The organism is Sphingomonas dokdonensis (assembly GCF_002197685.1).
GTDB classification, from domain to species: domain Bacteria; phylum Pseudomonadota; class Alphaproteobacteria; order Sphingomonadales; family Sphingomonadaceae; genus Sphingomonas; species Sphingomonas dokdonensis.
The window spans coordinates 56740-71807 of sequence record NZ_NBBI01000005.1 but is presented as its reverse complement, the minus strand read 5'-3'; the positions used below and the strand labels follow the sequence as shown (position 1 = coordinate 71807).

Sequence of the window (15068 nt, the reverse complement as noted above, 5' to 3'; positions counted from 1 at the left end):
CGCCGCGGTGAGAAAACGCGAGCCTCACTCCGCCGCCACAGCCTCCCGCTTCCCCAACAACGGCGCGAGATACTTTCCCGTAAAGCTCCGCGGTTCCGCCGCCACAACCTCCGGCGTGCCTTCGGCGACGATCTCGCCGCCCTTGACGCCGCCTTCGGGCCCCAGGTCCAGCACCCAGTCAGCGGTCTTGATGACGTCGAGGTTGTGCTCGATCACCACCACGGTGTTGCCCTGCTCGACGAGCGCGTGGAGCACTTCGAGCAATTTGCGGACGTCCTCGAAGTGGAGGCCGGTGGTCGGCTCGTCGAGGATGTAGAGCGTGTTGCCGGTGGCGCGGCGGGCGAGTTCCTTGGCGAGCTTCACGCGCTGCGCCTCGCCGCCCGAGAGCGTCGTCGCCTGCTGGCCGACCTTGACGTAGCCGAGGCCCACCTCGACCAGCATCGCCATCTTGTCGCGGATCGGGGGGACGGCCTTGAAGAACTCCGCGGCGTCCTCGACCGTCATGTCGAGCACGTCGGCGATCGAGTGGCCCTTGAACTTCACCTCCAGCGTTTCGCGATTGTAGCGCGCGCCGTGGCACACGTCGCAGGTCACGTAGACGTCGGGGAGGAAGTGCATCTCGATTTTGAGCAGGCCGTCGCCCTGGCACGCCTCGCACCGGCCGCCCTTGACGTTGAACGAGAAGCGGCCGGGCTTGTAGCCGCGCGCCTGCGCCTCCGGCAGGCCGGCGAACCAGTCGCGGATCTGGGTGAAGGCGCCCGTATATGTCGCCGGGTTCGAGCGCGGGGTGCGGCCGATCGGCGACTGATCGATGTCGATGACCTTGTCGAGATGCTGGAGCCCGGTGACCTTGTCGTGCTTGCCGGCGAGGATGCGCGCGCCGTTAAGGTGACGCGCGGCGGCGGCGTAGAGCGTGTCGATGGTGAAGCTGGACTTGCCCGAGCCGGAGACGCCGGTGATGCAGGTGAAGGTGCCGAGCGGGATCGAGGCGGTGACGCCGGTCAGGTTGTTGGCGGTGGCGTTGTGCACCGTCAGCTTCTTGCCCGAGCCCTTGCGACGCTTGGCGGGCACGGGGACCTCGCGGGTGCCGTTCAGGTAATCGGCGGTGACGGAGGTCTTGGACTTGAGCAGTTGCTTGAGCGTGCCCTGCGCCACGATGCTTCCGCCGTGGACGCCGGCGCCGGGGCCCATGTCGATGACATAGTCGGCGGTGCGGATCGCATCCTCGTCATGCTCCACGACGAGCACGGTGTTGCCGAGATCGCGCAGGCGGCGCAGCGTGGCGAGCAGCATGTCGTTGTCGCGCTGGTGGAGACCGATCGAGGGTTCGTCGAGCACGTAGAGGACGCCCGACAGGCCGCTGCCGATCTGGCTGGCAAGGCGGATGCGCTGGCTCTCGCCGCCTGACAGGGTGCCGGACGTGCGGTCGAGGTTCAGGTAATCGAGGCCGACGTTGTTGAGGAAGCCGAGCCGCTCGACGATCTCCTTCAGGATGCGCTCGGCGATGGCGCGCTGCTGATCGTTGAGGTGCGCCGGCAGGTCGGTGAAGAAGGCGAGCGCGTCGACCACCGAGAGGTGGGTGGCGTGGCTGATGTCCTGCATCGCGACCTTGACCGCCAGCGCCTCGGGCTTCAGCCGCGCGCCGCCGCAGACCTCGCAGGGTTGCGACGACTGGTACTTGCCGAGCTCCTCCTTCATCCAGGCGCTCTCGGTCTGGAGCATGCGGCGATTGAGGTTGCCGATGACGCCCTCGAACGGCTTCTTGACGTCGTAGCTCTTCTTGCCGTCGATGAAGGTGAGGGTGACAGGCTTGCCGCGGGTGCCGTGGAGGATGATCTGACGGATCTCCTCGGGCAGGTCGGACCAGGGGGTGTCGAGGCTGAAGCCGAATTCGCGCGCGAGGGAGCCGAGCACCTGCATGTAATAGGGTGAGGGCGGGTTGGATTTCGCCCAGGGGACGACGGCGCCCTTCTTGATCGTGAGCGCGTGATTGGGGACGACGAGGTCCTCGTCAAAGATCAGCTTTTCACCCAGGCCGTCGCAGGTCGGGCAGGCGCCCTGGGGGGCGTTGAACGAGAACAGGCGCGGTTCGATCTCCGCGATGGTGAAGCCGCTCACCGGGCAGGCGAACTTTTCGGAAAAGACGATGCGGTTGGCGGGGACGCCGGCGTTCTTCATCTGGCCGCCCGAGGCGGCCTCGTCCTCGCGGCCGGGCACGACGCCGTCGGCGAGATCGACATAGGCGAGGCCCTCGGCGAGCTTCAGCGCGGTCTCGAAACTGTCGGCGAGGCGGGTCGCAATGTCGGGGTTCACCGCGAGGCGATCGACCACGACCTCGATGTCATGCTTGTACTTCTTGTCGAGCGCGGGGGCCTCGTCGATCTCGTGGATCTCGCCGTCGATGCGCACCCGGGTGAAGCCGGCCTTCTGCCACTCGGCGAGTTCCTTGCGATATTCGCCCTTGCGGCCGCGCACCACGGGGGCGAGCAAGTACAGCCGCGTGCCCTCGGGCAGCGCCATGACGCGATCGACCATCTGGCTGACCGTCTGCGCCGCGATCGGCAGGCCGGTGACGGGCGAATAGGGCACGCCGACGCGCGCCCAGAGGAGGCGCATATAGTCGTAGATCTCGGTCACCGTCGCGACGGTCGAGCGCGGGTTGCGGCTGGTGGTCTTCTGCTCGATCGAGATGGCCGGCGACAGCCCCTCGATGTGATCGACGTCGGGCTTCTGCATCAGCTCGAGGAACTGGCGGGCGTAGGCGGACAGGCTCTCGACGTAGCGGCGTTGCCCCTCGGCATAGATGGTGTCGAAGGCGAGAGAGGACTTGCCCGAGCCGGAGAGGCCGGTGATCACCGTCAGCGTATCGCGGGGGATATCGACGCTTACGTCCTTGAGATTGTGCTCGCGCGCGCCGCGGACGGAGATGTGAGTCAGCATGCGTTTAGTTCTACTTCCGTTCCGGTCGGGAGGATAGACCGGAGATGTAGGAAGCGGGCGGCGGCGTTGCGAGTGGGTCCGCCAAGACGGGCACGCCGAACGGGTTTGCGCAAAAGTTCTCCTGCGGCGGAAGAGCGGTAATGCCACGCGGCGCGTCGCGCCCGCTCTGCCTCAACCCGCGCCTCGCGTTGGACACCGGAAAAATAAAGCGGAGTATTTTTTCGCGGATAACGGTGCAATAGTTTTGCCGAGGAGGCCGAAATTAATGATGTTTCGGTAAATACAGGGTCGTACACGCGGCTGAAAAACTTAAATTCACTAGCTCTTACAATTACCGATTGCCGCGCCTATATTGCTGGGGCTGACGTCGCGTGCGACGGATATTTTGTTCGCTCCAGGGCGACTTCCTGTCCCTTTCTAGTCGAGAAGAAGCCGGGATGCGCCGTTTCTTGGCGTATGCCCGTCACCCATGGGACGAGGAACTCACCATGATCACCGGAACCGTCAAATTCTTTAACCCTGACAAGGGCTTCGGCTTCATTGCACCGGAAACGGGCGGCGCGGACGCGTTTGTCCATATCTCTGCGGTGGAGCGGGCTGGCATGCAGACGCTCGATAAGGACCAGCGCGTGTCGTACGAGCTGGAAACCGATCGGCGCGGCAAGACGTCGGCTATCAATCTTCAGGCTGCCTGAAACCAACCGAACCGGCGGGCACCTGCATGATGCTCGCCGGTTTGGCGCCTGTTCCTGCCAATGACGCAGCGTGCGGCCCCCGGGCGCGCGCCGACCCGGAGATGCCCATGTCCACGCCGCAGCCCAACGCCCAGTCCGTGCCCCTGTCCAGGGCCATCAACATCGCCGCCGACGAGAACGATGTCATCGCCACCTGTGCGAAGCGCAACGTGCCGATCAGCGCGATCGAGACGCTGCATTCGGGCGGTACCCGCGTGGTGATGAACAACATCACCGACACCCAGATCATCGCCAAAGTATACGGGCGCAAGGTGATCACGAGCGCGGTGAAACGAACGCCTTCACGCTTGATGCGCGGATAGTCATTACTCGGTCAGGAGAAGGCGCGATGGCCAAGAGCCAGAGAAAATCGAACAAGGAAGTGCGCAAGCCGAAGGCGGAAAAGCCGCCCAAGGCGAATGCCTCCAACCCCTCGACCAAGCCCAAGCCGGTCGAGATGGTAACGCTGAACAGCTGAACAGCCGGGGGCGGCAGCGACATCGCTGCCGCCCCCGTTCGCGTTACATGCCCGCCGTCGCGAGGATTGTGGCAAGCGCGAGGCGCTTCACCTTGAGGTTGCCGGGCTTCTCGACCGAGATCCATTCGTCGAGCGAGTGGCCGCGGCCACCATCGGCGACGCGCGAGATGGTGATGGCGGGAATGCCGAGGCTGATCGGGATGTTGGCGTCGGTCGAGGCCGAGCCCAACTCGATCGGCAGCCCTTCGTTGGCATAAGCGGCGGTGGCATATTGGATGATCGCGGCATCGCGCGGCGTCTGGCCGGCAGGGCGGTCGCCGATCACCTTGGGATCTACGGTGATCTTGCCGTCTCTCGTCGAGCGCGCGGCATTCTCCGCGGCGGCGGCGCGTTGCAGGATCGCGAGCAGGTTCTTTTCCAGCGTGGCGAGCGCCTCGGGGCTTTCGGAGCGCATGTCGACCTCCATCCACACCTCGCGCGGGATGGCGTTTACGGAGGTGCCGCCGCCGACCACGCTGGCGCTGAAGGTCGTCTTGGGATCGGCGGGCACCGTGACCTTGTAGAGATCGACCACCGCCTGCGACAGTGCGGCCATCGGATTGACGATGCCGAACGCGCCGTAGCTGTGGCCGCCCGGGCCGGTGAAGGTGACGCGATACCGCTTCGACCCCGCGCCACCGACGACGATGCCGTCGGTGCCGCCGCCGTCGAGCGAGAAGAAGGCGGTGGCGCGATCCTTGTACTTGCCCTTGGTGAACAGGTGGCGGACGCCGCGCAGATCGCCCAGTCCTTCCTCGCCCACCGTGCCGACGAAGAGAATGTCGGTATCGGTGCGGATGTTGGCGGCGTTCATCGCCTCGATCAGCGACAGCTGCGTGGCGAGGCCGGCGGTGTCGTCACCAACGCCGGGGGCGAAGAGCTTGTCGCCCTCGCGGCGGACCTTCACCGGCGTGCCTTCCGGGAACACCGTGTCCATGTGCGCGGAGACGACCACCAGGCCCTTGGACTTTCCCGTCCCCTTGCGCAGGCCGAGGACGTTGCCCTCTTCGTCGATTTCGACATCGGAAAGCCCGGCGGCGGCGAACAGATCGCGGTAGGCGCTGGCGCGGGCGGCTTCCTTGAACGGGGGGGATGGGATCTCGGTCAGCGTGATGATGGTCTGCACCCAGCGATCGTGCCCGGCATCGAGCGCAGCGACGGCCTTGGCATAAGCGGGCGCGGTGGTGATGCGCTTGATCGTGGCGGTGGCGGCGGGGTTGGCAGCGGCGGGCGCGGTGCTGGCGGCGGTTTGGGCGGCAACGGCAAGCGGCGCGGTGGACACGAGCATCAGGGCAAGGCTGGCGGCACGAAGGGTGAGGCGGGGCATAGGTTCCTTTCCTGATAGGTGGCCGCGCGGCGCGGTGGGCGCGAACACGAACAGCTGCGGCTACCGTGACAGGCAGCATGTGTGCGTCAAGCGGCATGGGAGTGGGGGGCTCGCTTACCTTGTAGGGCGGGCATAGCCGTGGGCTATGCGGATGGCGCCAGCTTGCGGAGCGGCGGGATCGGCTTTAGCGCCTGACATTGCGTCGCCTGCTGCGGCGAGAGGGGAGGAACGGTGACGGCTGGCGGTCCTGTTTCGCGCACGATCCGCTGGGCGCACGTGCAGGCCGCCGAGCGACCGGGCGGCGTGTTTCATGGTGGGCCGGTGCTGGGCGACGACGCCGACAGCCTGAAGCTGCGGCACAATCGCGCTGGGCAGGTAGTGGATCATTTCGCGCCTGCGCTACGCGATCCCGTCACACTGGCGGGCTCCTATGCCTATCTCGGGCGATCGTTCGGCCATTTCGGCCACATCATGTCGGAAATGATCCACCGCATCCTGCCGACGCGCGAGGTGGCAAAGCGGCCGCAATGGCTGATCCTTCAACAACGCGGCAGCCCGACGCGCTTTGGGGCATTGGCGCCCGCTGCGCAGGCGATGCTGCGCCTGCTGGGGGTGAATGAGGACAATTGCACGGTGATCGCGGAGGATGCGATCGTCGAGGAATTGCTGATCGTCGAGGCGGGCACCGAATTGGGAAGCGCGCCCAAGGACTGGTACCTTGATCTGCTGACCCGGCGTGGGCCGGGCACCCGGCCGCTGAACGGTGACTTCCCGAAAAAGGTGTATGTTTCGCGCGGAGGACTGGAAGACAAATCCGGGCTGCTGGGCGAGAAGGTGCTGGAAGCCATGCTGTCCGAGGCGGGCTTTCATATCATGCACAGCGAGAAGCTGCCGCTGCTGCGTCAATTCGCCATGTACCGCGCCGCCGAGGTGCTGCTGTTTGCCGAAGGGTCGGCGTGTCACGGCGTGGAATTGTTCGGCCGCGACACGTTGCGCCACACGGTTCTGATGAACCGGCGACCGAAGGCGGCAACCACGTTCGATCGTGTGCTGGCGCCACGATCAGAACGGTTCGACCATTTCACCGGCAATCCGTTCTTGGGCACGGCCGTGTTCAACGGACGCGGCGATCCACGCGCCGATCGCGGTGTGTCGGCGATGGCCTTGCATGACCTGTCGGCGTTTCTCGACGAGGTGGGCGTGGCGCGCATCGCGCGGGTGCCGGCGCTTGACTATCTCACGGCGGCGCATGCGGACCTGAAGCTCTATACCGACCGCGCCACCGCCCTGACGCGGCGGGTGCAGCCCGAGCTGTTGCCACGGCAACTGGAGTTGGTCGAGCGGCTGGAAGACGTGTTCACCGCGACGGTTCAGGCTGGCGCGCGGATCGGGGCGGTGCCGCGAAGCCAGGCGGCGGCTTAGCCCTCCACACCATCGAGGCGGGCGAGCCAGCGGCCGAGGCGGCCGCGTTTGTAGGCCAGCGCCTGGTAGATGTAGAGGCTGGCGCGGGCCCAGCGGGTGTAGAGCGCGGGCCAACGCAAGCGGTTCGCGGCCCAGGCCATGCGGTGGCTCCACCAGGCGATGGCGGCGCGGGTGCGGTAGATAGCGCGGCGGCGCGGGGGGTGGCCGGTGGCGCGCGGGGCGACGCGCTTCACGGGGGTGACGCGGCGCTTTTGCCAGGTGAGGCGGTAGGCGAGGCCGTCGCGGCGCTGGCGGAAGCCGGCGGCCTGCGTGTTCGCGATGAAGTCCGCGTCGACGGCCTTCAGGTCGAGGCGGCCGTTGTCGATCGCGGCGGCGATGCTGGCGGCGATCTCGGGCGAGCGGACGACGACGACGTTGGTGCCGCGGCCGTCGGAGGAATAGGGCTCCACCCACGCGTCGCCGAACGAAACGTCGGCGCATTCGGCGACCACGTCGTCGCAGGCATCACAGGCGGAGTTCTGAAAGAAGCCGGCGCCCCAGTCGCCGTCGGCGAGGTGGAACCAGTCCTGCCAGCGCGCGGTGCCGTCGGAGAGGGTCAGGTGTGCGGTGTACCAGTTGGCGGGGCGGTCTGGGTCCTTGCGGCGGTATTCGACCGCGCGCACGTCCTGGCGCGGCACGTCCAACTGCCAGGCGAAGCTGTCGACGAATTGCGCGCTTTTCATGTGACCGCAGAACAGGCCGAGGAGGTGGGTGATGCGCTCGCGCAGGACCGGGTCCTGTTCGCGCAGCAGGCTGACCGCCTTGATGAAGCAGGGGATACCGACGATCGCGTAGCGGCCGGGGGTGGCGCGGATCTCGGCCAGCACCTCCGCCAGGTCGACCGGGTAGTAGCGCGAGCGGGCGCCTTCGAGGATCTCCCCCTCGGTGCGCGAGATGCGATAGTGGAACAGGCGGTCGCCGGTGGCGGGGATAACGTGCGCGACGCCGTCGATCTTGCCCGACGCAAGCAGGTCCGCGGCGACCCAGCTGACCATGCCGCCGCTGCTGCCGCGCTCGCGGAACGGGGCCTGTTCGGCGTGGCCGACGTAGTTCGCCTCGTAGCGGCCGAGGCGCGCGTCGTGGTGCGGCGCGTGCGGGAAGCGGGCGAGGGCGAGCTGGTCCTCGTTGCGCGCGGTGGGTGAGAAGGGGCAGGTGGCGGCGAAGGTCGTGGCGGCCTGATCCGACGGCAGCGCGTGCGGCGCGTCGGTTTCCGGCACAGGGCCGTCATGACGATAATCGGCCAGCGTCGCGTCGCTTGGCTTGCGCTGGCCGTATCTGTCCCACGCCATGCCCTTGGTCGCGCAGCCGCCGCAGCCGATGCACAGGCCGGAGGCGGCGATGTCGGCCGGGGTCAGCGCGTCAGGCGAGGGCATGGTCGAGGAAGCGGGTGGAGGCGGCGCGTTCGGTCGCGAGACGATCGGAGAGGTCGCCCGGCAGCGTGGCGAGCAGGTGCGCAAAGGCGTCGTCGCTGGTGCCCTCTTCGACCAGATGATCCTCCAGCCCGAGCGCGCGGGTGAGGTCCCGCACCTTGTTGCGGCGATAGGGGGAGGCGGCGCAGGCGAAGGGGCGTGCGTGGCGGATCGCGAAGACGCAGCCGTGGAAGAAGTTGGTCGCGACGGCATGCGCGCCGGCGATCAGCGCGGAGAAATCGGCGGGGCCGATGTCGATGCGCAGCTCGTCGGCGATGGGGCTGGGGTAGCCGATGCTGACGAGGCGGGTGCCGGTGGCGTCCGCCCAGCGGCGCAGCTGCGCGGTGTACCATTCGGGGAAGCTGTGGCCGTAGATCACGGCATAGCGGCTGCCGGCGACCGGCGCGCCGCCCGGAATCACGTCCGAGAATTGCAGGCAAGGATCGAGGACGAGCGGCGGATCGATCGCGGGGGCGAGCATCGCGCGGCTGTTCTCGTCGCGCACCGATACCGCGTGGAAGCGGCGCAGGCGGTCGAGCCAGGGCGTGTCGATGCCGTCGGTCGCGTCATGGTTGCCGAAGCTGGCGGCGTAGGAAACGAGCCGGTCGGCGTTGCAGTGATCGCCGAAGAAGACGGAGGCGCCGCCGTACCAAGGGTGGCGAAAATTCCACACCTCGTCGCTGCCGACCACGATCGTGTCGTAATGCGGCATCTGCCCCGGATCCTCCAGCGGGAAGGCGGGGGAGAGCGGCAGCGCGTCGGTGGCGGCGATCAGCGCGCGGGTCTTGCGGCCGAGCGCGGCGAAGTGGCGCAGATCGGTGCGGACGGGGAGCGTCGGCTGGAACGCGTTGCGCGCCTCCCGCCATTCCACCCGGCGCGAGCGGTGATCGAGGATTTCGGCATCGAGGCCGCGTGCGCGCAACCCCTCCACCATGCAGCGCGCCTGCCAGTAGGAGCCGAAATTGACCGAACGATGAAACGTGAGGACGCCGACCTTGCGTGAAGTCATTGCGGGTCAGCGGCCATAGATGCGGTCAAGCACCTGAGCGGAGCGGGCATAATGATCGGCAGCTTCGTCATAGCGGTAGCTGCGGGCGAGCAGGGCCGCCCAGTCGGCGGCGGCGCGGCCGCCCCAATCGTCCGCGCCCTGGGTCAGGCGGGTGGCGTGCGTGCCGGTGAAGTGATCGGCGGTGAAATCGTAGAAGCTGCCGCCAACGTTGCGCAGCGCCGCGCCGCCTTGCGTGCCGTAGAAGTCGGCGGCGATCACCGCATCCTGCCCGGCGTGAAGGCGCCACGAACAGGCGAGGCGCACGTTGGTGCCGCCGGCCTGGAAGCTGGCGGTGGCGTAATCCTCGACCGAGCCGGGGTGGAGCGGCTGACCCCCGGCATAGAGCGCGGCGTGCGCGTCCGACACCTGCGGGAAGCCAAGTGTCCAGAGCGCGAGGTCGACCAGGTGGACGCCAAGGTCCACGACGCAGCCGCCGCCCGACTGTTCGGGATCGTAGAACCACGGCTTGTCAGGACCATAAGCATTATGAAAGGTGAGATCGACGGCGAAGATGTCGCCGAGCGCGCCGTCACGGATCAGGCCGGCGATCGCCTCCATCCCCGCGGTGTGCCGATAGGACAGGTCGACACCGAGCAGCCGGTCGGCCGTACGCGCGGCGGCGATCACCGCGTCCACCTCCGCCGCGGTGCGGCCGAGCGGCTTCTGGCAGAACACCGCCTTGCCCGCCTCCAGCGCGCGGATCGACTGATCGGCGTGGAGCGCGCTGGGCGTGGCGATGACCACGCCGTCGAGATCGAGCGCGAGCATCGCGTCGAACGAATCCACCACCTGCGCGGTGGGGGCGACGACCAGCGCCTCGTCCACGCATTGCTGCGAGGGATCGCACACCGCCGCCGCGTCGATCGCGCCGGTGGCGACCATTGCGGCCATGCGGTGACGACCGATCCAGCCGGTGCCGAGAAAACCGATACGGGGCTTCATGTCAGGCCGTGGTGGCGAGCGTGCGCGGGGTGGCGGAAGCGGGGGCGTAGCGGTCGATCATCTCCGCGCAGAAATCGGCAAACATCTGCGGATCGCGTGCCGGGCTGGTGTGGTGCGGCTGCACGCCGAGATGCTCGGGCGTGAAGCAGAAGGTGACGGTGAGGTCGAAATCGGCCAGCGCCTCCATCTGGCGATCGAACCAGTCGAGCGCGTTGGGGCGGAAGCGATCGGCCCAGGAGAGCCCGGTGCGCAGCTTGCGCGTGCCGAGCCGCTTCAGCCAGCCGACCGCCTCGTCGAGGCGCGGGTCCTCGAAATGGAACCATTGCATCAGGCCCATGTCGGCGGCGTGGCGCGCATAAACGTCGAGCGATGGCTTTGGCGTCCCGTCCTCGCGGATCAGGCCCATGTAGAAATGGCGATAATAGCTGGACCCTTCCGCCTCGCGGTGGCGGGTGGTGGCGCCCCACGCCTGCGGCAGGTCGAACAGCGAATACCAGAAGATGTTGGGCACGCGGCCGACCAGCAGCTCGGCGGTCTTCTCGACGCCGAACACCTGCACCTCCTCGGCGCCGAAGGAGCCGACGCCCACTTCGGTGACCCAGATCGGCTTGTCGGGCACCACGGCCTCGATCTCGGCGATCTTGGCGGGCCAGTCATGGATCGACCACAGGTTCCAGTCGAGCGGGAAGCCGTGCACGGCGACCACGTCGACCGCATCAAGCGCGCCGTGCGAGCGCATGCGGTTCACCCACAAAGGATCGATCGGCGACATGCCGCCGAGCACGCGCGTGACGTTGGGATTGATGGCGTGGATCGAATTGCCGGCGCGGATGACGTGATCGGCATAGTTCGACCAATCGGGGTCGATTTCGGGATCCCAGTGCGATTTGTTGTTCGGCTCGTTCCAGATCATCGCCGCTTCGATCACGAATTCACCCCCTTGGACGGATAGACTGCGGCGGGACCATAGTCGCCGAACGGCACGGGCGCGACCCGGCAGAAATAAACATCGCCATCGGCGCGATCCTCGACCGAAAAGCCCGCCGCGCGCAGCATCGCCATGCTGGCGGCGGTGTTGGGCGCCCACCAATTGGTCCAGTCGCCCGAGAACTTGCGTTCGATGAAGTGCATCTTGGGATAGCCGGGCGAATCAAAATAGGCCGGCGGCTGATAGGTGCCCGGCTCGAAGAACGGGTGGTCCTCCGGCACGTCGTCCACCTCGCGCGCGCCCTGCTGCATCGTCTGGAACAGCATGGCGTCGCCCGCGACATGTTCGCGGATGAGATCAAGCGCGAGCAGCGGATGGCGCAGGTGATAGAGGACACCCATGAAGATCACGAGGTCGAACCGCTCGCCAAGCTGCGCCACGTCGTAGACCGACAGGTTGCGGAACTCGACCCCGGTGAAGCCGAGCGCCTGGGTCGCGAGGCGACCCTGTTCCAGATAGCGATCGTCGCTGTCGATGCCGACCACGCGGGACGCACCGCGGCGCAGCGCCTCCACCGAATAGAAGCCGGCGTTGCAGCCGATGTCGAGCACCGACTTGCCGGTGAGATCGGCGGGAAAGATCTGCGAAAAGCGGGCGAACTTGTCGGCGGGATAGTTGCCGAGGAAGTGATCGGGCGCGGTTGGCGTGCCGTTCAGATCGATATTGTGGAACCAGGGCGCCAATTCGGCGATCCGGGTACTTAGCTCGCGACCCGACAGGTCGATTGGTTGTGCGTCTGCCGGCATCTAGCCCCCTGATGTCGGACCGCGTGCCGCGGCGCCTTTTGATGATGGTGCGTCGCCCAGGCCGCAGCACGGGTGATTTACGGAGGCGTAACGGTCGAATGAGGAAGCGGTTCCAGACAGTTACCGGTCAAGGAGCGGATCGTTGTGGAACCGATATGGCTTCGGGTCATTGAGCTTTGTTGATGGACGACCGGCATCAGCAATGGACCCAGGCGATGCGGCGCGGGGCCTATGACGTGGCCTGGGGCATGTCGGCGGAGGATTTGGCGGCGCGCGATCCGGCGACCCGCGACGATCCGGCGCTGCCGTATCACCAGCGCTGGGTGTGGGACGGGCGTGGGTTCGACGGCGTGGACGTGCTGGTGCGCTGTTACCACGGGCTGGGCGACACGATCCAATATGCGCGCCACCTGCCGGCGCTGGCGCAGCGTGCCCGCAGCGTGACGGTGGAGGCGCAGCCGAGCCTGTGCGCGCTGCTCGCCACGATCGACGCGCCGCTCCGCGTGGTGCCGTTCGACCAGGCCGCGCCGCTGAAGCCGGCGGATTGCGACGTCGAGATCACCGAACTGCCCTTTGCGCTGCGCGCGCGGCCGGAGGAGACGCGCTTTCCCTATCTGCGCAGCACGCCCGCCGCGTTGCCGAAAGGCACGATCGGGCTGTGCCATCTGGGCGGTGACTGGGATGCGGCGCGGTCGCTTTCCCCGGAGCTGCTGGCGCCGATCGCGGCGGCGCATCGCTGCGTGACATTGGTGGCGGCGCCGAGCGCGCTGCCGGTGCTCAATGCCGGGGGGTGCCCGTTCGCGATGAACGCGACGGCGGCGCTGGTGGCGGGGTGCGACCTTGTCATTACGGTGGACACGATGATCGCGCATCTGGCGGGCGCGCTGGGACGGCCGACGTGGCTGCTGCTGAAGGCGGAGCCGGACTGGCGCTGGAACCCGGCGGCGCGCACCACGCCCTGGTATCCCGACATGCGGCTGTTCGTGCAGCGCACGCCCGGCGACTGGGCCGGCGTGGTTGCCGAGGTGGCGCGCGACCTTGCAACTCTCCCCAACGAAAGGCCTGTTCATGGCAAGCATCGCGACCCCGTCGGTTCCCGTGTCCTGGGGTGAGTTGCTCGACAAGATCACCATCCTCGAGATCAAGCGCGAGCGGATCACGCGCGCGGCGGCGCGCGACAATGTGCAGCGCGAATACCGCCTACTGCGCGGGATCGCGGCGGAGGTGCTGACCCGTAGCGGCATCGCGCCGCTGGTCGCGGCGCTGAAGCGCGTCAACGAGACACTGTGGGAGATCGAGGACGCGATCCGCGAGGAGGAGGCCAAGCGGCAGTTCGGGGCGGAGTTCGTCCGGCTGGCGCGCGCGGTGTATCAGCGCAACGACGAACGCGCGGCGTTGAAGCGGGAGATCAACGTGGCGCTGGAATCGGAGCTGGTAGAGGAAAAGAGCTACGCGAGCTGCGTCGCGGCTTGAGGGGGCTCAATGCTCTGCCGCCGGGCCTTGCAACCCGGGCGGCGCGACGCCCGCGCGATCAGGGTCGCGGCCGTGCTGCCGATCAAGGAGGCGCATTGCCGGCGTGACGGTAAGGCCATGTAGCAGGATCGAGAACAGAACGGTGATGCCGACGATGCCCCACAGGCGGTCGGCCTCGGCCAGTTCCATGCGATTGAGCGCGAAGGCGAGGTAATAGAAGGAGCCGACGCCGCGGATCCCGAAGAACGCGATGGTGAGTTTTTCGGAACGGTCCGCCGGAAAGCCGATCAGCGCGACGAGGCCGGTGAGCGGGCGCACGACCAGGATCAGGATTGCGGCGGCGAGCACGTCGACCCAGTGGAGCGCGGCGAGCAGGCCGTCCGCCAGCGCGCCACCGAACAGCAGCAGCACCACCATCATCGCGATCCGCTCTACCTGCTCGGTCAGGGCATGCATCTGATGGTTGAATTCATGGTCGCGGTGCGAGCGGCGTAGCGCGAGCGCAGTGACGAAGACCGAGAGGAAGCCATAAGCGTGGACGATCTCGGTCACGCCATAGGAGACAAAGGTGGCGGCGACCGCGATCAGGCCGTCGCCGGTGGCGGCGAGCCTCGTTTCGACGGGGACGTGGAACGTCAGCCAGCCGAACGCCTTGCCGACCAGCCAGCCGGCGGCGATGCCGACGCCGATCTCCCACAAGACGTTTTCGAGCACCCAATCCTTTGCCCAGGATCCCCCGGCGACGGCCACCGTGCCGAGTACGATGGCAAGGTGGACGAACGGAAAGGCCAGGCCGTCGTTCAGCCCCGCCTCCGACGTCAGGCCGAACCGCACCTCATCCTCATCGTTCGATTTGGGCGGGCCGACCTGCACGTCGGCGGCGAGCACGGGATCGGTGGGGGCAAGGCATGCGCCCAGTAGCAGGGCCGCGACCCAGCCGAGGCCCAGCCACCAGCCACCGAGCAGGGTGATGATGACGATCCCGAGCGGCATGGTGATCGCCAGAAGGCGCCACGTGACGCTCCAATGTCGCCACTCGAAAATGCGATCGAGCTTCAGCCCGCCACCCATGAGCGCGATGATGACGACGAACTCGGTCATCCGCTCGGTAAGGTTCGGGTAGAGCGCGGGCAGCGGCTTCCACCAGATGCCGGGCACCGAGAAAAGCGCCGCGCCGATCGCGATGCAGATGATCGGGAGCGACAGCGGCAGCTTGCGCAGCGCGAGCGGCAGCCACGCGACCAGCGCCACCAGAACGCCCGCACCCGTTAGCCAAAGGATGTACGGATCGGGTGCGGCAAAGGGAAACATCCACGATGAAACGTTTCAGACCTGAATTGTTGCGATCCCTGTCGTGACGCCGCATGCCGAGCCGGCGGAGGAGATGAGGTTGGCGTGCGGACGAAGTTGAGCACATGTTTCCGCAAGCAGCGCTTCCCCGACGAAGCGACCGCGCGGGCGGCTGCCGACCGGTCTCGCGTGG

Annotated in this window: 14 protein-coding genes; 6 read left to right on the top strand and 8 right to left on the bottom strand. The window is 67.2% G+C overall.

The annotated features are described in order from the left end of the window. Positions 1 to 24 precede the first annotated feature (24 nt). Entirely contained in the window at positions 25 to 2940 is a 2916-nt protein-coding gene (uvrA, locus tag SPDO_RS13025) for an excinuclease ABC subunit UvrA (RefSeq protein WP_088367944.1), read from the bottom strand. A 488-nt stretch (positions 2941 to 3428) separates the two neighbouring features. Here uvrA and SPDO_RS13020 point away from each other — a divergent pair, with 488 nt between their 5' ends. The 3 genes from SPDO_RS13020 to SPDO_RS17260 are packed head-to-tail and all read left to right on the top strand — an operon-like array spanning position 3429 to position 4152. Continuing rightward, positions 3429 to 3635, top strand: a complete 207-nt coding sequence (locus SPDO_RS13020; RefSeq protein ID WP_088367943.1) for a cold-shock protein — start codon at positions 3429 to 3431, stop codon at positions 3633 to 3635. A 26-nt stretch (positions 3636 to 3661) separates the two neighbouring features. Continuing rightward, positions 3662 to 3997 (top strand): hypothetical protein, encoded by a 336-nt coding sequence (locus SPDO_RS13015; RefSeq protein WP_245829492.1) that lies wholly within the window; start codon positions 3662 to 3664, stop codon positions 3995 to 3997. Positions 3998 to 4023: 26 nt separating this feature from the next. Further along, positions 4024 to 4152 (top strand): hypothetical protein, encoded by a 129-nt coding sequence (locus SPDO_RS17260; RefSeq protein ID WP_281252590.1) that lies wholly within the window; start codon positions 4024 to 4026, stop codon positions 4150 to 4152. A 43-nt stretch (positions 4153 to 4195) separates the two neighbouring features. On the opposite strand, the gene SPDO_RS13010 is transcribed toward SPDO_RS17260, so the two are convergent. Next, positions 4196 to 5518, bottom strand: coding sequence for a M20/M25/M40 family metallo-hydrolase (locus SPDO_RS13010; protein ID WP_245829491.1), 1323 nt, complete (start codon positions 5516 to 5518; stop codon positions 4196 to 4198). 231 nt (positions 5519 to 5749) lie between these two features. On the opposite strand from SPDO_RS13010, the gene SPDO_RS13005 reads away from it, so the two are divergent. After that, a complete protein-coding gene (locus SPDO_RS13005) occupies positions 5750 to 6940 on the top strand; it encodes a glycosyltransferase 61 family protein (protein WP_088367941.1) in 1191 nt (396 codons plus the stop codon). Here the strand turns inward: SPDO_RS13005 and SPDO_RS13000 are convergent. From SPDO_RS13000 to SPDO_RS12980, 5 genes are read right to left on the bottom strand one after another with little or no spacing between them, the layout of a single operon-like run. Further along, complete coding sequence (locus tag SPDO_RS13000) at positions 6937 to 8352, bottom strand: Coenzyme F420 hydrogenase/dehydrogenase, beta subunit C-terminal domain (protein ID WP_088367940.1); 1416 nt, start codon at positions 8350 to 8352, stop codon at positions 6937 to 6939. The two genes, SPDO_RS13005 and SPDO_RS13000, sit on opposite strands and share 4 nt — an antisense overlap. Beyond that, positions 8339 to 9397 (bottom strand): polysaccharide pyruvyl transferase family protein, encoded by a 1059-nt coding sequence (locus SPDO_RS12995; RefSeq protein ID WP_088367939.1) that lies wholly within the window; start codon positions 9395 to 9397, stop codon positions 8339 to 8341. Before SPDO_RS12995 ends, SPDO_RS13000 begins: the two co-directional genes overlap by 14 nt. A gap of 6 nt (positions 9398 to 9403) precedes the next feature. Next, positions 9404 to 10378, bottom strand: coding sequence for a Gfo/Idh/MocA family protein (locus tag SPDO_RS12990; RefSeq protein WP_088367938.1), 975 nt, complete (start codon positions 10376 to 10378; stop codon positions 9404 to 9406). A gap of 1 nt (position 10379) precedes the next feature. Continuing rightward, on the bottom strand, positions 10380 to 11306 hold the full coding sequence (locus SPDO_RS12985; RefSeq protein WP_088367937.1) for a glycosyl hydrolase: 927 nt from the start codon (positions 11304 to 11306) through the stop codon (positions 10380 to 10382). Beyond that, on the bottom strand, positions 11303 to 12112 hold the full coding sequence (locus SPDO_RS12980; protein WP_088367936.1) for a TIGR04290 family methyltransferase: 810 nt from the start codon (positions 12110 to 12112) through the stop codon (positions 11303 to 11305). The genes SPDO_RS12985 and SPDO_RS12980 overlap by 4 nt, the downstream gene beginning before the upstream one ends. A 182-nt stretch (positions 12113 to 12294) precedes the next feature. Between SPDO_RS12980 and SPDO_RS12975 the strand changes: the two genes are divergently transcribed. Together SPDO_RS12975 and SPDO_RS12970 are read left to right on the top strand one after the other, a co-directional pair. Next, positions 12295 to 13224 (top strand): glycosyltransferase family 9 protein, encoded by a 930-nt coding sequence (locus SPDO_RS12975; RefSeq protein ID WP_245829489.1) that lies wholly within the window; start codon positions 12295 to 12297, stop codon positions 13222 to 13224. After that, the gene (locus SPDO_RS12970) at positions 13181 to 13585 is read left to right on the top strand and encodes a DUF6165 family protein (RefSeq protein ID WP_088367935.1); all 405 of its coding nucleotides are present in this window, start codon (positions 13181 to 13183) and stop codon (positions 13583 to 13585) included. Before SPDO_RS12975 ends, SPDO_RS12970 begins: the two co-directional genes overlap by 44 nt. A 6-nt stretch (positions 13586 to 13591) precedes the next feature. Here the strand turns inward: SPDO_RS12970 and SPDO_RS12965 are convergent, their stop codons facing one another. Next, positions 13592 to 14896 (bottom strand): cation:proton antiporter, encoded by a 1305-nt coding sequence (locus SPDO_RS12965; RefSeq protein ID WP_088367934.1) that lies wholly within the window; start codon positions 14894 to 14896, stop codon positions 13592 to 13594. Positions 14897 to 15068 lie beyond the last annotated feature (172 nt).